14 protein-coding genes and 1 pseudogene are annotated in these 21,098 nt (G+C 71.0%); 10 read left to right on the forward strand and 5 right to left on the reverse strand.

What is annotated here, in order from left to right; translation table 11 throughout:
• Nucleotides 1-850, reverse strand: an 850-nt coding sequence (locus tag G5C51_RS25980; RefSeq protein WP_165240636.1) for a protein kinase domain-containing protein, incomplete at its 3' end; no start/stop codon positions are given.
• A gap of 150 nt (nt 851-1,000) precedes the next feature.
• Here G5C51_RS25980 and G5C51_RS25985 point away from each other — a divergent pair.
• Nucleotides 1,001-3,091: an MDR family MFS transporter gene (locus G5C51_RS25985; protein WP_165240637.1), complete on the forward strand. Its 2,091-nt coding sequence runs from the start codon at nt 1,001-1,003 to the stop codon at nt 3,089-3,091.
• Here the strand turns inward: G5C51_RS25985 and G5C51_RS25990 are convergent.
• Entirely contained in the window at nt 3,066-5,426 is a 2,361-nt protein-coding gene (locus tag G5C51_RS25990; protein WP_165240638.1) for a phosphoketolase family protein, read from the reverse strand. The genes G5C51_RS25985 and G5C51_RS25990 overlap by 26 nt on opposite strands.
• A 129-nt stretch (nt 5,427-5,555) precedes the next feature.
• On the opposite strand from G5C51_RS25990, the gene gad reads away from it, so the two are divergent.
• The 5 genes from gad to G5C51_RS26015 are packed head-to-tail and all read left to right on the forward strand — an operon-like array spanning nt 5,556 to nt 11,178.
• Complete coding sequence (gene gad, locus G5C51_RS25995; protein WP_420824857.1) at nt 5,556-6,938, forward strand: glutamate decarboxylase; 1,383 nt, start codon at nt 5,556-5,558, stop codon at nt 6,936-6,938.
• Between the two features lie 10 nt (nt 6,939-6,948).
• Nucleotides 6,949-7,860, forward strand: a complete 912-nt coding sequence (locus tag G5C51_RS26000; RefSeq protein ID WP_165240639.1) for a glutaminase — start codon at nt 6,949-6,951, stop codon at nt 7,858-7,860.
• Between the two features lie 29 nt (nt 7,861-7,889).
• Entirely contained in the window at nt 7,890-9,446 is a 1,557-nt protein-coding gene (locus tag G5C51_RS26005) for an amino acid permease (RefSeq protein WP_206314332.1), read from the forward strand.
• Nucleotides 9,443-10,705, forward strand: coding sequence for a threonine/serine exporter family protein (locus tag G5C51_RS26010; RefSeq protein ID WP_165240640.1), 1,263 nt, complete (start codon nt 9,443-9,445; stop codon nt 10,703-10,705). Before G5C51_RS26005 ends, G5C51_RS26010 begins: the two co-directional genes overlap by 4 nt.
• The gene (locus G5C51_RS26015; RefSeq protein WP_165240641.1) at nt 10,702-11,178 is read left to right on the forward strand and encodes a GNAT family N-acetyltransferase; all 477 of its coding nucleotides are present in this window, start codon (nt 10,702-10,704) and stop codon (nt 11,176-11,178) included. The genes G5C51_RS26010 and G5C51_RS26015 overlap by 4 nt, the downstream gene beginning before the upstream one ends.
• Nucleotide 11,179: 1 nt before the next feature.
• On the opposite strand, the gene G5C51_RS26020 is transcribed toward G5C51_RS26015, so the two are convergent.
• Both G5C51_RS26020 and G5C51_RS26025 read right to left on the reverse strand, forming a co-directional pair.
• On the reverse strand, nt 11,180-11,983 hold the full coding sequence (locus tag G5C51_RS26020) for a hypothetical protein (RefSeq protein WP_165240642.1): 804 nt from the start codon (nt 11,981-11,983) through the stop codon (nt 11,180-11,182).
• A gap of 78 nt (nt 11,984-12,061) precedes the next feature.
• Entirely contained in the window at nt 12,062-13,336 is a 1,275-nt protein-coding gene (locus tag G5C51_RS26025; RefSeq protein ID WP_165240643.1) for a BNR-4 repeat-containing protein, read from the reverse strand.
• A 170-nt stretch (nt 13,337-13,506) separates the two neighbouring features.
• Here G5C51_RS26025 and G5C51_RS26030 point away from each other — a divergent pair, with 170 nt between their 5' ends.
• Nucleotides 13,507-17,379 carry an endo-alpha-N-acetylgalactosaminidase family protein gene (locus tag G5C51_RS26030; protein ID WP_165240644.1) on the forward strand — a complete coding sequence of 1,291 codons (3,873 nt, stop codon included), beginning with the start codon at nt 13,507-13,509 and terminating at the stop codon, nt 17,377-17,379.
• A gap of 7 nt (nt 17,380-17,386) precedes the next feature.
• Here the strand turns inward: G5C51_RS26030 and G5C51_RS26035 are convergent, their stop codons facing one another.
• Nucleotides 17,387-18,496, reverse strand: coding sequence for an FAD-dependent oxidoreductase (locus G5C51_RS26035; RefSeq protein WP_165240645.1), 1,110 nt, complete (start codon nt 18,494-18,496; stop codon nt 17,387-17,389).
• A 137-nt stretch (nt 18,497-18,633) separates the two neighbouring features.
• Between G5C51_RS26035 and G5C51_RS26040 the strand changes: the two genes are divergently transcribed.
• From G5C51_RS26040 to G5C51_RS26050, 3 genes and pseudogenes are all read left to right on the forward strand, one after another.
• Nucleotides 18,634-19,578, forward strand: coding sequence for an NAD-dependent epimerase/dehydratase family protein (locus G5C51_RS26040; protein WP_165240646.1), 945 nt, complete (start codon nt 18,634-18,636; stop codon nt 19,576-19,578).
• Between the two features lie 44 nt (nt 19,579-19,622).
• Nucleotides 19,623-20,522 carry an aldo/keto reductase gene (locus G5C51_RS26045; protein WP_165240647.1) on the forward strand — a complete coding sequence of 300 codons (900 nt, stop codon included), beginning with the start codon at nt 19,623-19,625 and terminating at the stop codon, nt 20,520-20,522.
• Nucleotides 20,515-21,098: pseudogene (locus G5C51_RS26050) on the forward strand (hypothetical protein); the annotation flags it as partial. The gene G5C51_RS26045 and the pseudogene G5C51_RS26050, both read left to right, overlap by 8 nt.

Raw genomic sequence — 21,098 nt, forward strand, 5'->3', positions numbered from 1 at the left:
GAGGCGGGGCCGCGGGTGCTCGGGTCTGCGCGAGCGTGGGCCGGGGCGGATGCGCGAGCAGCTCCAGCAGCTGCCCGGCCGTCGGGCGCTGGTCCGGCGTCTTGCGGGTGGCCGCCAGCAGCGCCGGCAGCATCGATGCGGGCACGCCGTCGAAGTCGGGCGTCCCGTGCAGCACCCGGTACAGCACGGCGTCGGACGGGCCGGTGCCGAAGGAATGGCGGCCGGTCATCGCGTATCCGACCGTCAGGGCCCAGGTGAAGACGTCCGCGGCGGGCCCCGAGCGGTGGCCGCCGATCTGTTCGGGAGCGAGATAGCCGGGGGTGCCGACGGTGACGCCGGTGCCGGTGACCGCGGTGGCGTCCGCGAGCTGGGCGATCCCGAAGTCGATGACCTTCGGGCCGTCCGGGCCGAGGAGCACGTTGGACGGCTTCAAGTCCCGGTGGGTGATGCCGGCGGCGTGGATCTCCGCGAGGGCTTCGGCCAGCGCCGATGCCAGTGCCTGGCCGGCGGGCTCGGCCAACGGGCCGTGCTCGGCGACGTGGTCGGCGAGGGACGGGCCGTCGACGTACTGGGTGACCAGGTACGGCTGCTCGGCGTCGGCGTCCACGTCGACGACCTGGACGGTGCGTGCGCTGTCGACCGCCCGCAGGGCCGCGACCTCGCGGCCGAAACGTATCCGGAAGGCGCGGTCGTCGGCGAGCTCCTGCCGCATGACCTTCACCGCCACCGGTCGCGCCCGTGCGTCCTCGCCGAGGTACACCACGCCCATCCCGCCGGAACCGAGGCGGCGGGTCAGCCGATACCCGCCGACGGTCTGCGGATCGGTCGGTATCAGCGGCGCGCCTGGCACGATCGCCCCCCAGCGAGATCACGGTCAGCAACAGCCGGCTCATCCAACCACAGGCGTGACAGCACGTCACCGCAGGGGCGAGCGGCCGCCGTAGCCCGATCGGCCCACGCTCCCGGAGCGGGTGCCGGGCGCAGGGCTGAGGGTGGCTTTATGGCCACCACCAGCAGTTCCGCGTCGGGTACGGCGCCGATGTCCGCCCCGGCGCCGCCGGTGCTCGATGTCCGGCAGCGCAATATCGTCTTTGGGACGATCATGCTCGGGGTGCTGCTGGCCGCGCTGGATCAGACGATCGTCGGCACCGCCCTGCCGACGATCGTCGCGGATCTCGGCGGTGGCGATCACATGTCGTGGGTGGTCACGTCGTATCTGCTGGCGCAGACGGTGTCCACGGCGCTGGTCGGGAAGTTCGGTGATCTCTTCGGGCGGAAGCTGGTCTTCCAGCTGTCCGCGATCATCTTCATCACCGGGTCGTTCCTGTGCGGGCTGGCCGGAAACATGCTGCTGCTCATCGTCTTCCGCGCCATCCAGGGCATCGGCGGCGGCGGGCTGATGGTGACCGCGATGGCGCTGATCGCGGACGTCATTCCGCTGCGGCAGCGCGGCAAGTACCAGGGCGCGATCGGCGCGGTCTTCGGCGTCGCCACCGTCATCGGGCCGCTGCTCGGCGGGCTGTTCACCGACCATCTGAGCTGGCGGTGGGCGTTCTACATCAATGTGCCGATCGCCATCCTCGTCGTCATCGCCGCGGCCCGTAACATCCCCTCCGTACGGACGGCGGGACGGCCGTCCATCGACTACCTGGGCATCGGGCTGATCGCGGTCGGCGCCAGCGCGCTGATTCTCGCGACCAGTTGGGGCGGCAACGAGTACGCCTGGAGCTCCGGCGTCATCCTCGGCCTGTTCGCCGCCGGCGTGACCGGCTGCGCGCTGTTCGCGCTGGCCGAGCGGCGGGCGAAAGAGCCGATGCTGCCGATGCGGCTGTTCAAGAACCCGGTTTTCACGGTCTGCTCGATTCTGAGCTTCATCGTCGGCTTCGCAATGCTCGGCGCGATGACGTTCCTGCCGGTGTATCTGCAGTACGTGCACGGGGACTCGGCGACGGTCTCGGGTGTGCGCACGCTGCCGATGGTGATCGGGCTGCTGATCGCGTCGCTGTTCAGCGGCAACTTCGTCAGCAAGACCGGCAGATACCGGATCTTCCCCATCGCCGGCTCGGCGGTCATGGGCGTCGGTCTGTTCCTGCTGTCCCAGCTGGACGTCGGCAGCAGCGTGTTCGAGCAGTCGCTGTACATGTTCGTGCTGGGCGCCGGCATCGGCCTGTCGATGCAGGTGCTCACCATCGTCGTCCAGAACACCGCCGACTACGCCGACCTCGGCACGGCCACCTCCGGCGTGACCTTCTTCCGCACCCTCGGCAGCGCCTTCGGCACCGCCGTCTTCGGCACCATCTACGCCAACACCCTTGCCCCCAAGCTGCGTTCCGGCGTCGGGGCAGCAGCGCAGGCGGGCGGCGATCCCGCCACCCTGGCCAAGGCGGCGCAGAGCCCGAAGGGGCTGCACCAGCTCCCGGCGGAGCAGGCCGCCCCGATGATCAAGGCGTACGCGGACGCCCTGCACACGGTCTTCCTGTGGACGGTGCCGGTCGCCGTGGTCGGCCTGCTCGTGGCGCTGTTCCTGAAGCAAGTGCAGCTCCGCGACACGGCCCGCGCCGGGTCCACCGACATGGGGGAGGGCTTCGCCGCCCCGACGGACGGCGACTCGCGGAAGCTGCTGGAGCTGGCCGTCGGCAACATCCTCTCCCGCGCCGGTGCCGACACGAAGCGCACCATCGTCGCCGAGTCCGGCACCAGCCTTGATCTGGCGGGCGCCTGGGCGGTGATGCGGGTGAACCAGTTCACGCGCCTGGTCGGACACGCCCGGCTCGGCCTGATCGCGGACAGCTGCCACCTGCCGCCCGAGGTCCTGCAGCCGGTCTTCGACCGGATGGTGGACGAGGGCTATCTCAGCCATCAGGCGAACTTCTACGCGCTCACCGACCAGGGCGAGCGCGAGGCCACGAAGATCGTCAAGGCCTGGACCGCCTGGCTGAACGAGGAGCTGGAACGCGACAAGGGCGCCCCCCGCAGCCCCGACGTCCGCGCGGCCGCCGACACCATCGCCAAGCGCCTCCTGGCCGAAGACCTGGCCCACGCCCTGCCCAAGCAGCAGCCCCCGGTCAGCCCCGCCACGCCCAGTCGGTGACCTCCGGCATGTCGACGCCGTGCTCCCGGATCCAGGAGTGGTGGCGCATGCGGACGTCCTCCATCGCCTGCCGCACCCCCGCCGAGCGCACCGCCAGGTCCGGGACGCGGTCGATCACGTCCATGACCAGGCGGTAGCGGTCGAGGTCGTTGCGCAGCACCATGTCGAACGGCGTCGTGGTCGTCCCGATCTCCTTGTAGCCGCGGACATGCAGATGCTGATGGCCGTTGCGGCGGTAGGCCAGGCGGTGGATCAGCCAGGGATAGCCGTGGTACGCGAAGATCACCGGCTTGTCCGCCGTGAACAGGGCGTCGTACTCCGCGGCCTTCATCCCGTGCGGATGCTCGTCGTTCGGCAGCAGCCGGGCCAGGTCCACGACGTTGACGACACGCACGGCCAGCTCCGGCAGGAATTCCCGGAGCAGTTGGGCGGCGGCGAGCGTCTCGAGGGTCGGTACGTCACCGGCGCAGGCGAGGACCACATCCGGCTCCCGGGAGCCGTTCTCCGTGCCCGCCCAGGTCCACACGCCGGCGCCGCGGGCGCAGTGGGTGCGGGCCTCGTCCAGGGTGAGCCAGCCGAAGGTGGGCTGCTTGCCCGCCACGATGACGTTGACGTAATCGCGGCTGGCGAGGCAGTGCTCGGCCACCGACAGCAGGGTGTTGGCGTCCGGCGGCAGATAGACGCGGACCGCCTCCGGGGCCTTGTTCAGCACGTGGTCGATGAAGCCCGGGTCCTGGTGGGAGAAGCCGTTGTGGTCCTGGCGCCAGACGTGCGAGGTGAGGAGGTAGTTGAGCGAGGCGATGGGGCGGCGCCAGTCGAGGGTGCGGGTGGTGCGCAGCCATTTGATGTGCTGGTTGACCATCGAGTCGACGATGTGCACGAAGGCCTCGTAGCAGGAGAACAACCCGTGCCGCCCGGTCAGGAGGTAGCCCTCCAGCCAGCCCTGGCAGGTGTGTTCGGAGAGGATCTCCATCACCCGGCCGTGCCGGTCGAGGTGCTCGTCCACCGGCAGGGTCTCGGCCTGCCAGGCCTTGCCGCTGGCGCCGTAGACCGCGTCGAGGCGGTTCGAGGCCGTCTCGTCCGGGCCCACCAGGCGGAAGTCGCGGCGCTCGGTCGTCGCCGCCATCAGTTCCTCGAGGTAGCGGCCGAGAACCCGCGTCGGCTCGTTCTGCTCCCCGCCGGGCCGCTCCACAGCCACCGCGTGCCGCTCCAGCGGCGGCAGGGGCAGCTCGCGGAGCAGCAGGCCGCCGTTCGCGTACGGGGTGGCGCCGAGCCGCCGCGTACCGGCCGGGATGCACTGCAGCACCTGCTCCGTAGGAGCCCCGGACTCGTCGAAGAGCTCCTCCGGCCGGTACGAGCGCAGCCAGGCCTCCAGCTGCGCCAGATGGGCCGGGTTGGTGCGCACCTCGGGCAGCGGCACCTGGTGGGCCCGCCAGGTGTTCTCGACGGGCAGCCCGTCGACCTCGGCGGGGCCGGTCCAGCCCTTGGGCGTACGCAGCACGATCACCGGCCACCGCGGCCGCTCGGTCGCCACGCCCTCGCGGGCCGCGCGCTGGATGGCCTGGATGCGGTCGAGCGTGGAGTCCAGGACGGCGGCCATCTCGCGGTGCACGGCCATCGGCTCGTCGCCGCTGACGTGCACCGGGTCGTATCCGTAACCGCGCAGCAGATCGTCCAGCTCCTCGTCACCCAAACGGGCGAGCACCGCCGGGTTGGCGATCTTGTAGCCGTTGAGGTGCAGGATCGGCAGCACGGCGCCGTCGTGCACCGGATCGAGGAACTTATTGGAATGCCAGGAGGCCGCCAGCGGCCCGGTCTCCGCCTCGCCGTCGCCGATCACGCAGGCGACCACCAGATCCGGGTTGTCCAGCGCGGCCCCGTACGCGTGCGACAGCGAATAGCCGAGCTCGCCGCCCTCGTGGATCGACCCCGGTGTCTCCGGCGCCACATGGCTGGGCACCCCGCCGGGGAAGGAGAACTGCTTGAACAGCCGCCCCATCCCGGCCGTGTCCCGGGCGACATCCGGATAGATCTCGCTGTACGTCCCCTCCAGCCACGAGTTCGCCACCACCGCGGGGCCGCCGTGGCCCGGGCCCCAGATGGCCAGGGTGTCCTGGCCGCGGTCCGCGATCACCCGGTTGAGGTGCGTATAGATCAGGTTCAGGCCCGGCGAGGTGCCCCAGTGCCCCAGCAGCCGCGGCTTGACGTGCTCGGGCTTCAGCGGCTCCGACAGCAGCGGATTGGCCATCAGATAGATCTGTCCGGCGGCCAGATAATTGGCGGCCCGCCAGTGGGCGTCGAGGGACGTGAGAACGGATTCCGGGACATCGGCCATGGTCACCTCTCTACCGCCGCTCGCAGGGCCCCGCACCTGGAGCGATAGCCGAGATGCGCGGCCTCGGCCCCGGTGCTCTAGTGGACAGGGTGATCACTCGGGGGTAGTTGCCGTTGAAAGGACGAGGCCGTGCCCCTCCACCAGACCGACGAGGAGACGCCGCAGCTCTCCGACGACCTCTACGCGATGCCGGTCAGCAGGCACGAGCTGCCGAAGTACGAGATGCCCGCGGGCCCCTCGGACCCGCGGGCGGTCCGGGCGCTGATCCACGACGAGCTGGACCTCGACGGCAACGCCGCGCAGAACCTCGCGACCTTCTGCACCACCTGGTCGGAGCCCGAGGTGCACACGCTGATGGACGAGTGCCTCGGCAAGAACATGATCGACAAGGATGAGTACCCGCAGACCGCGGAGATCGAGAACCGCTGCGTGCACATCCTCGCCGACCTGTGGAACTCGCCCGCCGACGAGACCACCATGGGCTGCTCCACCACCGGCTCCTCCGAGGCCGCCATGCTCGGCGGCCTGGCGCTGAAGTGGCGCTGGCGGCAGCGCCGCGAGGCCGAGGGCAAGCCGGCCGACAAGCCCAACATCGTGGCCGGTCCGGTCCAGATCTGCTGGAAGAAGTTCGCCCGCTACTTCGACGTCGAGCTGCGCGAGGTGCCGCTGGAGAAGGACGCCACCGGCCTGCGGCCGCACCAGCTGCGCGAGTACGTCGACGAGAACACCATCGGCGTCGTCGCCATCCTCGGCGTCACCTTCACCTGCGACTACGAGCCGGTGAAGGAGATCTGCGCCGAGCTCGACGCGATCCAGGCGGACACCGGGCTCGACGTCCCGGTGCACGTGGACGCGGCCAGCGGCGGCTTCATCGCCCCGTTCCTCCAGCCCGACCTGGAGTGGGACTTCCGGCTGCCGCGGGTGGCGTCCATCAACGCGAGCGGCCACAAGTACGGCATGGCCCCGCTCGGCGTCGGCTGGGCGATCTGGCGCACGCCTGACCTGCTGCCCGAGGACCTGATTTTCCGGGTCAACTACCTCGGCGGCGACATGCCCACCTTCGCCCTCAACTTCTCCCGCCCCGGCGGCGAGATCGTCGCCCAGTACTACAACCTGCTGCGGCTGGGCCGCGAGGGCTACCGGCGGATCTACCAGGCGGCCTCGGACACCGCGCAGGCCTTCGGGGACGAGATCTCCAAGATGGGCCCGTTCACGCTGCTGTACGACGGGCGCGGCGCGCTGCCCGCCGTCTCGTACAAGCTCACCGACCCGGCCACCGCGGGCTTCACCCTCTACGACCTCACCGACCAGCTGCGCCGCCGCGGCTGGCAGGTACCGGCATATCCGCTGCCCGAGCACCGCGACGACACCGTCATCCAGCGGGTGCTGATCCGGCACGGCATCAGCCGAGACAAGATCGCGCTGCTCGCCGACGACATCCGTACCGCGGTCGACCGGCTGACCGCCGGCACCGGCACGGGCACCCCCGAGCAGCCCGGCTTCCACCACTGAGGGGCGCGTCATGGACTTCCAGGCCGTGGTGGACCAGGTCCACCAAGAGGTCACGCCGCATATCGGTGAGGGCAAGGTCGCCGACTACATCCCGGAGCTGGCCACCGTCGACCCGAAGCAGTTCGGCTTCGCCGTGGCCACCGTGGACGGCACCGTCCACAGCGCGGGCGATGTGCGTACGCCGTTCGCCATCGAGTCCATCTCCAAGGTGTTCGCCCTGGCCCTGGTGCTCGGCAAGAAGGACAGCGGCATCTGGGACCGTGTGCACCGGGAGCCGTCCGGCACCCCCTTCAACTCCCTCATCCAGCTGGAGCTGGAGCAGGGCATCCCGCGCAACCCGTACATCAACCCGGGCGCCATCGTGGTCACCGACCAGCTGCTCACGGACAGCGGCGACGCCCTCGCCGCGATGCGCGCGCTGCTCCGGGCCGAGACCGGCGACGCGGAGCTGGACGTCGACAGCGTCACCGCCGCCTCCGAGGCCCGTACAGGAGACCGCAACCGGGCGCTCGCGTACCTGATGGCGTCCTTCGGGAACATGCGCAACCGCGTCGACGACTCCCTCGACCACTACTTCCGGCAGTGCTCCCTGGCCATCACCTGCGAGCAGCTGGCGAAGGCCGGGCTGCTGGTGGCCCGGCACGGCGTGCGCGCCGACGGCGGGCAGCTGATGGAGCGCGAGGACGCGCGGCACATCATCGCGCTGATGACCACCTGCGGTACGTACGACGCCGCCGGCGAGTTCGCGTACCGCATCGGCCTGCCCTGCAAGTCCGGCGTCGGCGGCGGCATCCTCGCCGTCATGCCGGACCAGTGCGCGATCGCCGCCTGGGGCCCTGGCCTCGATGTGCACGGCAACTCCGTCACCGGCGCGATGGCGCTTGAGTCCTTCGTCCGCGCCACGGGCGACACCGTCTTCTGACCAGCAGCACCCCAGCAAGGGATCGCATCGTGACCACCACAGCCACCCGGCCGCCCCAACCGGACGCCGCCCCCGGCGCACCGTCCAAATATCTGAAGGCCTCGACGCTCGGCCTGACCACCGCGGCCGCGATCGTCACCAGCCTGCGCGGGCTGCCGATGATGGCCAAAGAAGAGATGACGATGTTCGCGTACATCCTCTTCTCGGTGGTGCTCTTCCTCATCCCGGCGGGGCTGGTCGCCGCCGAACTGGGCAGCGCCTTCGGCAAGAAGGCGGGCGGTCTGTACACGTGGATCGCCGCGGCCTTCGGGAAGAAGCTCGGCTTCGGCGTGATCTTCCTGTCGTGGATCCAGGTGCTGGTCTTCTATCCGACCGGGCTGAGCTTCGCCGCGGTGGGTGTCGCGTTTGCTACGGGCAAGCCGGAGCTCGCCACGAATCACGTCTACGTCGGGATCTTCGCGATCGCCGCCTTCTGGTTGTGCACGCTCGCCGCGCTGGTCAGCAATCAGTTCGCGGCGAAGGTCACCCAGGCCGGCTTCATGCTCGGCACCGTCGTCCCCGGTCTGATCCTCATCATCGGCGCCATCTGGTGGGCCGCCTCAGGACACCCGCTCGGCTGGAACCACGCCGACGACCCGGCCGTGTCCTTCACCTCCAACGGGCATGAACAGCCGCGCTGGTTCCCGCACATCGTCGGCCTGTCCGGCATCGCCTTCCTCGCCGGCATCCTGCTGAACTTCGCCGGCATCGAGTCGCAGGCGGTGCACGCCTCCGAGCTGAAGAACCCCGGCCGCGAATACCCCATCGTCATCGCCATCGCCGCGGTGATGTCCTTCGGCATCTTCACCCTCGGCGCGCTGGCGGTGGCCGGGATCCTCCCGTACAAGGACATCGACCTGACGACCGGCGTCTTCGACGCCTTCAACCGGATGTTCCAGGCGATGATGGGCTCCACCTGGCCGACCTACGTGATGGGCGTGCTGATCACGTACGGCGCGCTGGCCGGCATCCTCGCCTGGATCACCGGGCCGAGCCGCGGCCTGCTGGCCACGGCGCACGACGGCCTGCTGCCGCCCTTCATGCAGAAGGTCAACGCCCGCGGCGTGCAGTCCAACATCCTCATCATCCAGGCCTGCCTGGTGACGCTGCTGTGCTGCATCTACTTCATCGTGAAGGACGTCAGCACCGCCTTCTTCCTGATCTCCGCGATGGCGGTCAGCCTCTACCTCATCATCTACATGGTCATGTACGCGGCCGCCATCAGGCTCCGCCGCACCCAGCCCGACCTGCCGCGCCCGTTCGCGATCCCCGGCGGCCGGGCGGGCATGGGCGCGTTCGCCGGCATCGGCTTCGCCGCCTGCCTGTTCGCCTTCGTCCTGGCCTTCGTGCCGCCCTCGCAGCTGCCGATCGGCAGCCCCGCGATGTACGTGCTGATGGTCGCCGGCGGCGCCATCGTCTTCTCGGCGATCCCGTTCATCATCGAACGCTTCAAGAAGCCCTCCTGGCTACCGCCCGAGGACGTAAAGAAGGCCTCTCTCGGCCCCAGCGGCGAGCACCTCCCGCACCCCAACCCCGAACCCAGGTGACCGCGGCCGCCCCGGTCTCGCCCTCCGCGTCCGCCTCTGCCGACGAGGTCCTCGGCCTCGTCGCGCGGCTCGCGGAGAAGCTGGTCGCGGGCGGCTACGAGGGCACCCTCGGCGTCGAGGACTGTCTGCGCTCGGTGGCCGGGGCGTACGGATACCGGGCCGAGGTCACGGTGCTCGCGGAGTCCGCCGTGATCGTCATCGACGGGAAGACCCGGGTCGTGGCGCACGCCCCGGAGATCCCGCAGCTGGATCAAGTCAGCGCCTTCAAGCCGTGGCTGGCGGACGTGACGGCGGGCCGGGTGCCGCTGAGCGTGGCGCGGCGGCGGCTGGAGCGGATCGCGGCGATGCCGCCGCCGTATCCGCCGTGGGCGCGGGTGCTGGGCGTGGTGCTGTTCTCCGTCGGCTTCGGCGTCTCCATCCAGCCGACCTGGCAGGAGGTGCGGGTCACGGCGGTGCTCGGCCTGGTCGTCGGCCTGATCCAGGTCGGCGGGCAGGTGCTGCGGCGGCCGCCGTGGCTGGCGCCGCTGATCGCGTCCACCGTTGTGTCGCTGGCCGTGCTCACGGCCGCCAAGTACGGGTGGGTGCAGGGCGGCACGGTCGAGCTGATGATCCCGGTGCTGTTCGTCTTCATCCCCGGGGACGCCATCACCATGGCGATGGTGGAGCTGTCCGTCGGCCGCATCACCGCGGGCTCGGCCCGGCTGATGCAGTCGCTCGCCGTGCTGGCGACGCTGGCCTTCGGCCCGGTGCTGGCGGCGGCCGTGCTGCACCTGCGCCAGCACGAGATCTTCGATACGCCGGTGGCGCCGACGCTGGGTCCGTGGGCCGGCTGGTTCGGCTGGACGGTGTTCACCGTCGGACTGCTGCTGGTCTTCGGCATGCGGGTGGCGGACCTTCCGTGGTCGCTGGCGATGGTGCTGGGCACGTACGGCGTGCAGATGGTCGCGACGCGGCTGCTGGGGAACGTCGGCGGCACCTTCGTGGCGGCCTCTTTGATGGCGGTGGCCTGCCTGCTGCTCGACCGCCGCCAGGACGTGCCGCCGGCGTTCGTGCTGTACCTGGCGCCGTTCTTCCTGCTGACGCCGGGCGCGCACGGGCTGCGCGGCCTGGACGTGATGCTGGGCGGGTCGGTGGCCGGGGCGTCGGACCTGGCGGGGATGTTCACGCTGATCGGGGCGATCGCGCTGGGGATGCTGACGGCGTCCGCCCTCTTCCCCAAGGCGCTGACTGCGGGGACCACGACGAAAGGTGAGTCATGACCGAGCACGAGAAGGACCCGACCGACTGGACGGTCGACGCCCCGGCCGAGGCGGATTTCCCGGCGTGGCGGCAGCTGTATCAGGGTTACGCGGACTTCTACCGGACGCCGCTGCCCGACGAGAACGCCGACCGGGTGTGGTCGTGGCTGATGGACCCGGAGCACGAGGTGCGCGGTCTGCTGGTGCGGGGTGAGGACGGCGTGCCCGTCGGGCTCGCGCACTACCGGCCGTTCGCCCGGCCGCTGCACACGAGCATCGGAGGCTTTCTCGACGACCTGTACGTCGATCCCGAGGCGCGCGGCAGCGGCGCGGTGGACGCCCTGTTCGGCCGGCTGCGCGAGATCACGGCGGAGCAGGGCTGGAGCGTGCTGCGGTGGATCACCGCGGAGGACAACTACCGCGCCCGCGCCAAGTACGACCAGGTGGCGAAGGAGACCAGCTGGGTCACGTACGACCTGACGCCGGGCGGCTGAGTCACCTCGGCGGCGGTACGGCGGGGGCGCTCAGGTCCTCCGCCCGTACGAGCCGGAGGAACGCCTTCACGCCGCTGATGATCTCCTCGTTGGAGGTCAGCCGGTTCACCGTGGCCTCGAACTCGCGGCCCAGCGCGGCGATCTTGCGGTCGGCGCTGTCGGCGCGCTGGTACAGGGAGTTGGACAGGGCATCGACGGTGCGCCGCAGCTCCGCCAGCGCCCGGTACTGCTCCTCCGCCTTCCCCTCCAGCACCCGGTACCGCTCCAGCGTCTTCCTCTCCTGCACCTCCGCGCCCCGTACGACCTGCTCCACCTGGCTCTTGAGCTCCACGACGTCATCGCGCGGATACTTCACGTCCCGCAGCAGCGTCCCCAGCCGGCTGCGCACCTGCGCGAACCAGGCGCCCGCGGGCCGGAAGAAGGTGCTGAGCAGGAAGAACCCGGCGAACCAGTAGCCGAGCCGCAGACCGGTCGTCGCCGCCACCGCCACCACGATGCCGGCGGTGACGACATGGCCCGCCACCGCCGTGCGCAGCATGACCCGCGCGATGCGCCCGGCCTCCGTGGCGCGCACCGGGTGCACGGCGATGCCCTTCTCCTTGCTGATCGCGATCTCGGACCGCACCGCATGCGCGCGGAAGTACAGGTTCCACGGCACCGTGAGCAGCACCAGCATCCACAGCAGCGCGAGCACGCCCGCCGCGATCCCCAGCACGGTGTCCAGCGGCGCCCCCACGGCGTACGCGAGAACCAGCGCTCCGACGGTCACGGCGACCGCGATCGCCCCACCCACCAAGGTGCCCATATCGCCCCCATGTCGATTCCTTCAGGGGCTACATGCTCCGGCGGAATGCGGGGTTCGGCATGAGTACGCGTACTCAGGCTAGTTGCGGGCGTAGTAGAGCTTGCCCGTGCCCGTACTGACCAGATACAGCACGTCGTCGCCGGAGGCGTTGCGGCGGACGGCGAGGCGGTCGATGGGCAGGCCGGGGGCGACGGTCCTGCTGGACCAGGTCCCGCCGGACTCCGTGGCGGCGAAGGCGCGGTCCGTGCCTTCCTTGGTGGCGTAGTAGATGCGCTTGTCGTCCGTCTCGTCCCAGGTGATGCCCAGCGCGGCGGACGTCTCGGACGCGGCGTAGGCGGTCTGGCGGGCCCAGCCGGCGCCGCTGGGGTAGCCGTAGCGCACCTGGAAGGTGCCGCCGGCGGTGGGGCGGTACCGGAAGGCGGCCTTCGGCGCGGTGCCGTCCAGGGTGAGCTTCGCGCTCTGCACCGCCGGCCCGGCGTCGCCCGCGCTGTCGTACGACTCGCCGGTGCCCAGCGGCTGGATGATGTCCGAGGTCGCGGGCGTGACCGGCGCCTTGACGGCCGTACCGCGGCTGTCGGTGAAGGTGCCGTCCGCCGGGCGGTACTTGAGGTAGCTGAGCTCGTGCCGGAACGCCGACGACGGGAAGCGGCCCCACTCGAAGAGCAGATGGACGTTGCCGCTCGCGTCCACGCGGACATCGTCCGGGTAGACGGCGTGGCCCTCGGCGCCGGCGAAGTCGGCCGCCTTGCTCCACTTCGAGGCCGAGTTGTCCCAGTGGTAGAGCCCGCCCGAGCGGCGGGTGCCGGAGGTGTCGACGCGGGCGATCAGCCACAGGTCGCCGTTGGGTGCCGTGGTCAGCGCCGGGTACGTGATGCCCTTGCCCTGGTCGGGCAGGTCGGCGGCGTGGTTCACCGGGTTGCCGCTGGTGGTGTCCGAGCGGAAGTAGCGCCACGGGTTGTTGTGCATCGAGGCGAAGACGTGCAGCCGCCCGCTGCCGTCGCGGGCGACGGACGGCTGGTTGTGGCCGATGTCGTCGGTGTACTCCGCCTGCGCCGTGCCATTCATCACCGGCCGCTTCGTCCAGGTGCCCGCGCCGTCGCGGCGGGCGACGGCGACCTTGTGCGTATTCGGGGTGGATCCGGGCTCGTTGAAGGCGAAGTAGGTGTATTCGCCGGCGCCCTTGTACGTGTCCACCGGGGTCCACCAGGCCGCCTGGTTGGACGAGTCGATGGTGTACGGGACCGCGGACGGGGCGGCCGGAGCCGCCAAGGCCGGTGCCGTGAGGAGGGCCGCGGCGGCGAACACGGCGGCCGGGACGGGGAGTCGGCGCTTCCATGTGAATGCTATTCCCATAATGTGGAAGCGTTGCGCGCATGTTGCATACGCGTCAAGGGGTGCGTCACCGCCGCCGGGATTGGACTAACGGGTATGGGGGTTTGGACCTTTGGCGGCAGCCGTTGCCCCGCCGTTCCGCGCTCGGCTAGTCATGGGCACGACCCCTCCAAACGGAAGCAGGGAGCCGCATGTCCAGCCACCCCCGCCGCCGCGGGCTGCTCGGCGCCGCCGCCGCAGCCCTGGCGCTCGCGCTCGCGTACGGTGCGGTGCCCGCCCCCGCGGCCGCCGCGCCCGAACCCGCCCCGGCCGCCGCCGACGCCGCGGAGATCGGCTCCGCCGAGCTGTCCGTGCGCGTCGCCGAGGACTTCCCCCGCGTGCTCACGTACACCGACCGCGGCAGCGGCGCCACCCTCAACGGCAGCACCGCCCCGGTCACGGCCGTCACCCTCAACGGCAAGGAACGGGCGGTCGCAACGGACTTCAAGGGCGTCGAGGGCGCCACGGCGCGTTACACCCTCACCTTCCCCGAGCTGCCGGACGTCGCGCTCGACGCCAGCCTCTCCGTCGCCGGCCGGGTCACCACCTTCAAGGTCGACGCGGTCCGGGACACCGCCGGCTTCCGCGTCGGCACCATCGACATACCGGGCCACGACCTGATCTCCGTCGGCAGCGACGACGAGGGCGCGGCCACCGCCTTCACCAAGCTCGACCCGGACTCCACCCGGACCGCCGACAAGTTCGAGAAGGTCACCGCGGACACCCCGGCCGAGGACAAGCCCGCCGGCGCCACGTACGCCATCGTCAACACCGGCGAGCTGGCCGCGGCGATCGAGTCCAACTCGACCTACGACAAGCCCTCCGGCGCCACCGGCGGGGACGACGCGCGCTTCTGGCACCAGGCCCGTAAGAGCGGCGACGGCGTCCGCGTCGGCGTCTGGAGCGGGCAGTGGACCCATCGCGGCGACGGCGCGCCCGAGCCGGAGCGGGAGCTGCCCTGGGCGAAGGTGGTCGTCACCCCCGACGCCAACGGCGACAAGGAGGTCGACTGGCAGGACGGCGCCGTCGCCTTCCGCGCGATCGGCACCAGGACCAAGGGCGCGGAGCAGACCGCGGACCGGGTGATCACTCACATCCCGTTCAACTTCGCCAGCCAGGCCACGCACCCCTTCCTGCGCACGCTCGACGACGTCAAGCGCGTCTCCCTCGCCACCGACGGGCTCGGCCAGATGGCGCTCCTCAAGGGGTACGCCTCCGAGGGCCACGACTCCGCGCACCCCGACTTCGGCGGCAACATCAACAAACGCGCGGGCGGCCTCACCGACCTGAACAAGCTGCTCAAGGGCGGCAAGAAGTGGGGCGCCACCTTCGGCGTGCACGTCAACGAGACCGAGGCCTATCCGGTCGCGAAGTCCTTCAGCGAGAACCTCGTCGACAAGACCAAGCCCGGCTGGAACTGGCTCGACCAGTCCTACTACATCGACCAGCGCCGCGACCTGAACTCCGGCGCCATGGCCAAGCGCTTCCAGCAGCTGCGCGACGAGACCGACCCGAACCTGTCGCAGCTGTACATCGACGTCTACTACACCCACGGCTGGATCGCCGACCGGACGCTGACCGAGGTCCAGAAGCAGGGCTGGAACGTATCCACCGAATGGGCCGACAAGTTCGAGCGCGCCTCGCTGTGGTCGCACTGGGCGAACGACCTCGACTATGGCGGCAAGACCAACAAGGGCCTCAACTCGCAGATCATCCGCTTCATCCGCAACGGCGAGAAGGACGTCTGGAACGACGACCCCATCCTCGGCCAGACCTCCCTCGTCGACTTCGAGGGCTGGACGGGAGAGAACGACTACCGGGCCTTCACGCAGAACGTCTGGAAGCGCAACCTGCCCGCGAAGTTCCTGCAGCACTACGACATCACCGACTGGGAGAAGGACGAGATCACCTTCACCGGCGGCGTCCGCGGCAGCTCCGCGAACGGCAAGCGGGAGGTGTACGACGGCGGCGCCAAGGTGATCGACGGCGATGCGTATCTGCTGCCCTGGAAGTCCGAGGGCAGCAAGCAGCAGGACAAGCTCTACCACTGGTCGGAGAAGGGCGGCAGCAGCACCTGGCAGCTGACCGACGCCTTCGCGGGGGCCGATGAGTTCACCGTCTACAAGCTGACGGACAACGGCCGGGTCGCCGACGGCACCGTCCGCCCCAAGGACGGCAAGGTGACACTGAAGGCCGAGCCCGGCCAGGCCTACGCCCTCTATCCGGACGAGGCCCCCGGCCAGGCGAACCCCGAGTGGGGCGAGGGCTCCCCGGTCAAGGACCCCGGCTTCAACGACGCCTCCCTCGACGCCTGGGAGACGGAAGGGCCGGTCAGCAGCGGCACCAACAAGCAGGGCCTGCGCGGCATCACCCTCGGCGGCGAGAAGGAGGCCGCGGTCGAGCAGCGCCTCACCGGTCTCACCCCCGGCGCCCGCTACAGCGCCTCCGCCTTCGTCGAGGTCGAGCCGGGCAAGACGCGGCGTACGACGATCGAGGCGGGCGGCGAGTCGGTGGCGGTCGAGCGCTCCACCGCCAAGAACTACGTCGCCGCCGACGAGCGGCACGACAGCTACTACCAGCGCGCCAAGGTGCACTTCACCGCGCCGGACAGCGGGACGGCGAAGCTCCGTATCGCCGCGGCGGGCGGTAGCGCGGCGAAGGTCGGGGTCGATGACGTGCGGGTGGTGAAGAACGATCCCGCGGGCAAGGACGGCGCCCTCGTGCATGAGGACTTCGAGGCCGTCGACCAGGGCTGGGGCCCCTTCATCAAGGGCGACGCGGGGGACAGCAACGACCCGCGCACCCACATCGCGCAGAAGCACGCCCCGTATACGCAGGCCGGCTGGAACGGCAAGCTCGTCGACGATGTCCTCGGCGGCGAGGAGTCGCTGAAGGCGCACGAGGAGAACACCGGGCAGGTGTACCGGACCGCGCCGTGGACCGTGCCGTTCGAGAAGGGGCACGCGTACAAGGTCGAGTTCGACTACCAGAACAGCCACGCCGGCGCGTACGAATGGACGACCGGCTACGACACCGTGGCCGGCGGCGAGCCCAGCGGCGTCACCGCACGCAAGACGCCGCTGCCGCAGCAGCGGGACGGCAGCGGGCACTTCAGCGAGAAGGTGGTCGGCGGCTGCGGCGACGTGTGGACCGGGCTGCGCAAGCTCGACGGCGCGCCCGAGGGGGCCGACTTCGTGCTCGACAACTTCACCGTCACCGATCTCGGGCCCACCGACGAGCGGATGGCCTGCGCCACGCTGGGCGTGAAGTCCGAGAACGGGGCGCTGGAGCCGGGCAAGGCGAACAAGGTCAGCGCCACCTTCGCCAACCACGAGGCGACGGCGGCGAAGGATGTGGCCGCCGCGCTCGATGTGCCGGAGGGCTGGAAGGCGGAGCCGGTGGGGGATACGTCCTTCGCTTCCGTCGACCCGGGCGCCAAGGCCACCGCGACCTGGAACGTGACCCCGCCGGCGGACGCCGAGTACCAGGCCTACACGCTCACCGCCAAAGCCGCCTACCAGGTCGGCGGCGAGGCCCGCGAGGTCACCGACTCGCTCGCCATCCGCACCCTCGCCCCGCCGCCCACCGCCGACACATGGGTGAGCGACACCGACTGGGTGACGGCCGAGAACGGCTGGGGTCCGCCGGAGAAGGATCTGGCCAACGGGGAGGACGGCAGCGGCGACGGCAGCCCGATCTCCATCGGCGGCACCACGTACGAGAAGGGCCTGGGCACGCACGCGCCCGCCGACATCAAGTACTACCTGGGTGGGAACTGCGAGAAGCTCACCGCCGAAGTCGGCGTGGACGATGCGCAGAAGACGGCGGGCTCGGTGCAGTTCAGCGTGCTCGCCGACGGTGAGAAGGTGGCGGAGAGCCCGGTGTTGAAGGCCGCCGACGCCGCGCACCGGCTCGACGCCGATATCGCCGGCGCCCAGTACGTCCAGCTGGTCGTGGGCGACGGCGGTGACGGCAACGGCAACGACCACGCCAGCTGGGGCGCGGCGAAGTGGGTGTGCGGATGAGGTGCTGTTACGGGGCGAAGCGCTCCGGGCGGAAGTCCGCCAGCAGCTCGTCGCGCTTGCCGCCGATGATCTCTTCGGCAAGCAGCCGGCCGAGCACCGGGCCGAGCGTGATGCCGCTGTGGGAGACGGCCTCGTAGTAGCCCGGTAGCGAAGGCACCGCCCCCACCGACGGGAAGCCGTCGGTGGGGATCGGGCGATTGGCTGTCCGGGTCCGGGTGATACGGGAGGCGGCGAGTGCCGGGATGACCTGGCGTGCCGACTCGTGGAGCCGGCGGGCGAGTTCCGCCGGCTCCGCACCCGTGTCGATGAGGGCGTCGACCTCGCGGCTGTGGAGGACCATCGACGCGTCGCCGTCAGGGCGGAGCTCGATGTGGGGTGCGTGCATGGCCCGGTGCACCGGGAGCCGATCGCAGGCGATGCGGGTGACGAAGCCGGGCTCCCGGCGCATCGGCAGGTGGCGTGCGACGAGTCCGGCGATCCGGGAGGCGCGGGGGCCGGCCGCGTTCACGACGGCGTCGACGTCGAGGGAGCTGCCGTCCGACAGGGCCACCGTCCGGACGCTCCCGTCGGCTCCGGTGCCGATGTCGCGGGCCTCGGTGCCGGAGCGGAGTTCGGCACCGGACTCGACGGCCAGGCCGACCAGGCGGGCGACGAGGCGGCGTCCGTGCACCCAGGCCTCGTCGGGGTAGAACAGGACCTGAGCCTTGTCGGGCACCGCGAGCGCGGGCTCGAAGCGCCGGCGGACCTCGGCCCCCGTGCATACCTCGACCCGGTAGTCCCAGGCGGCCAGCAGCTCGGCTGATTCGAGGATCTTTGCCTCCGCGGCGGGGCCGTCGGCCCAGCGCAGGTGGCCGCTGGGATGCCACCACGCGTCAGGGCCGATGACCTCGGCGAGGTCGCGGTGGGCCGCCATGCCGGCGACGTTCAGGTCGAAGTAGGACCTGCGCACGGTCTTGTTGCTGGCGTTGGCCCACGCGAAGGACCAGTCGGTGACCCCTTCGCCCGGCTGGGCCGCGTCGACGAGGACCACCTCGGCCCCGTGCTGCGACAGGTTCCAGCCGACACTGGCTCCGAGGATCCCCACTCCGATGACGGCGACGCGTACGGGCTGCGGCACGAAAGCTCCTTCCGGGATCACGGGCGAACTCGCGCACCCAGCATGCCCGATGTCACACCGGGGCGGCGTCCCTCGTCGTATGGCTGGAACCCCACCACGCGGCGCACGGACGCCGCCCTCCTCTCTGGGAGCCCCTCATGAAGATCCTCGTCACCGGCGCCTCCGGGGCCATCGGCAGCCAGCTCGTGCCGCAGCTCGTCGCCGCCGGCCACACGGTCATCGCCACCACGACATCCGAGGCCAAGACCGCCCGGCTGCGCGAGGCGGGTGCGGAGCCGGTCGTGCTCGATGTGCTGGACTCCGAGGCGGTACGGGAAGCGGTCGGCAGAACCCGGCCCGAAGTGATCGTCCACCAGGCGACGGCGCTGGCCGGGAACCTGAAGCTGCGCCACGTCGACAAGGACTTCGCGGTCACCAACCGGCTGCGCACCGAGGGCACCGACAACCTCCTCGAGGCGGCCGCGGAGTTCGGCGTGCGGCGCTTTGTCGCGCAGAGCGCCATGCAGGTCGGATACGCCCGTACCGGCGGACCGGTGAAGACGGAGGAGGACCCGGTCGACACGCATCCGGCGCCGGGCAGCGAGCGCACCCTCGCCGCGATCCTGCACCTGGAGAACGCGGTCACCCCCGCACCCGGCATCGAGGGTGTCGTGCTGCGCTACGGCGGCTTCTATGGACCCGGCACCTCGCTGGAGCGCGGCGGCGAGCAGCTGGAGCTGGTGCGCAAGCGGCAGTTCCCGATCGTCGGCGGTGGCGGCGGCATCTGGTCCTTCACCCACGTCGCGGACGGCGCCCGGGCCACCGTGGCGGCCGTCGAGGGCGGCGCACCCGGCATCTACAACGTGGTCGACGACGACCCCGCCCCGCTGTCCGAATGGCTGCCCGTACTGGCCGAGACCATGGGCGCGAAGCCGCCGATGCGGGTGCCGCGCTGGGTGGGCAAGCTGCTGGCGGGGGAGTTCATCGCGATGGCGTCGACCGAGATCCGCGGGGCGTCCAACGCCAAGGCGAAGAAGGAGTTCGGCTGGGCGCCGCGGTACGCGTCCTGGCGGGACGGCTTCCAGGCCGAGCTGGGGGGCTGAAAACCCGGCGCTGAGCGCACACCGGTCGTGGCAGACTCCGCCTCATGCCTACGGAGACGATCACCGCGGACGCGGCAGGGACCTGGAAACTCGGCGACCGCACCGTCAACCGCATCGGTTTCGGCACGATGCGGCTGCCCGAGACCGGCGGCGCGCTCGGCACCGGGACCGGGCCCGCCGACCGCGATCGCGCGCTCCGCGTGCTGCGCCGCGCCGTCGAGCTCGGCGTGAACCACTTCGACACCGCCTCCTTCTACTTCTCCTCCCTGCGCTCGGCGAACGAGCTGATCAACAGCGCGCTGTCCCCGTACCCCGACGACCTGGTCATCGCCACCAAGGTGGGCCCCGGCCGGGACCCGTCGGGCGACTGGTGGACCGCCCGCCCCGGGCAACTGCGCGGCCAGGTCGAGGAGAACCTGCGCCAGCTCGGCCGCGACCACCTCGACCTGGTCAATCTGCGGCTGATGCCCAGCGTCGCCGCAGGATCGATCGCGGAGCACTTCGGCGCACTGGCGGAGCTGCGCGAGGCGGGGCTCATCCGGCACCTCGGCCTCTCCAACTGCGGGCCCCAGCACCTCGCCGAGGCCCAGGCGATCGCCCCCGTGGTCTGCGTGCAGAACCGCTTCGGCACCGGCGCCCCGGCCGGGGAGCGGGACTTCCTGCGCGCGTGCGGGGAGCAGGGCATCGCTTACGTGCCGTTCTACGCGATCGCGCGCGGGGGAGAGGAGACCGGGGCACACGGCACGTACGAGGAACGGGTCGAGACTGTCGCCCGCAGTCACGGTGCCAGCCCCGCCCAGATCCGGCTGGCCTGGACGCTCCAGCAGGGGCCGCATGTCCTCGCCATCCCGGGGACCGGCAACCCGGACCACGTCACTGACAACGTCGCGGCCGGCGCGCTGCGGCTCACCGATGACGAAGTGGCGCTGCTCGCCGATGCCTGAGCTGCCGCCCATCGAGATCGCCTGCGACGAGTCCGGCTCGGACGGCGAGAACCTCGTCGCGGGCAACACGGACGTCTTCACGCACGCGGGCGTGCGGCTGGTCGAGCCGGAGGCGGCGGCCGCGCTGGCCGAGGTGCGGGCCCGGGTCCGCTCGCCCGCCACCCAGTACAAGGCGAACCATCTGCTGCGGGAGAAGCACCGGGCCGTGCTGGTCTGGGTGCTCGGTCCCGAAGGGCCGCTGAGCGGGCGCGGGCGGGTGCACCTGATGGAGAAGGCGTACTTCGTCGTCGTGCGGCTGGCCGGGGCGCTCGGGGAGAGCGACGAGGACGCGCGGGCGCTGTACGCGGAGGCGCGGGCGGCGCTCGCGCCGGGGGAGTGGGCGCGCTTTCTGCACGCGGCGAACGACCTGCTGCGGACGCGCAACCGCGACGAGGCCGCGCCGGAGCCCGTGGCCGCGTTCTACGGGACCCTCGACGCCCTGGCGCCGGACGGCCCGGCGTTGCGCCGGCTGCGCGGCTCCCGGCCGCGGGCGGAGGCGTACCGCGAGCGGCTGCGCATCCGCCCTCCGGACCCGCC

The sequence above is a fragment of the Streptomyces coryli genome, assembly GCF_011044975.1.
GTDB classification, from domain to species: domain Bacteria; phylum Actinomycetota; class Actinomycetes; order Streptomycetales; family Streptomycetaceae; genus Streptomyces; species Streptomyces coryli.

Bases quoted from the DNA above. Each gene is read 5' to 3' on its own strand.
- G5C51_RS26015 (WP_165240641.1), top strand. From the start codon at position 10,702: ATGACCGAGCACGAGAAGGACCCGACCGACTGGACGGTCGACGCCCCG.
- G5C51_RS26000 (WP_165240639.1), top strand. From the start codon at position 6,949: ATGGACTTCCAGGCCGTGGTGGACCAGGTCCACCAAGAGGTCACGCCG.
- G5C51_RS25990 (WP_165240638.1), bottom strand. From the start codon at position 5,426: ATGGCCGATGTCCCGGAATCCGTTCTCACGTCCCTCGACGCCCACTGG.
- G5C51_RS26020 (WP_165240642.1), bottom strand. From the start codon at position 11,983: ATGGGCACCTTGGTGGGTGGGGCGATCGCGGTCGCCGTGACCGTCGGA.
- G5C51_RS26025 (WP_165240643.1), bottom strand. From the start codon at position 13,336: ATGGGAATAGCATTCACATGGAAGCGCCGACTCCCCGTCCCGGCCGCC.
- G5C51_RS26045 (WP_165240647.1), top strand. From the start codon at position 19,623: ATGCCTACGGAGACGATCACCGCGGACGCGGCAGGGACCTGGAAACTC.
- G5C51_RS26030 (WP_165240644.1), top strand. From the start codon at position 13,507: ATGTCCAGCCACCCCCGCCGCCGCGGGCTGCTCGGCGCCGCCGCCGCA.
- G5C51_RS26040 (WP_165240646.1), top strand. From the start codon at position 18,634: ATGAAGATCCTCGTCACCGGCGCCTCCGGGGCCATCGGCAGCCAGCTC.
- G5C51_RS25985 (WP_165240637.1), top strand. From the start codon at position 1,001: ATGGCCACCACCAGCAGTTCCGCGTCGGGTACGGCGCCGATGTCCGCC.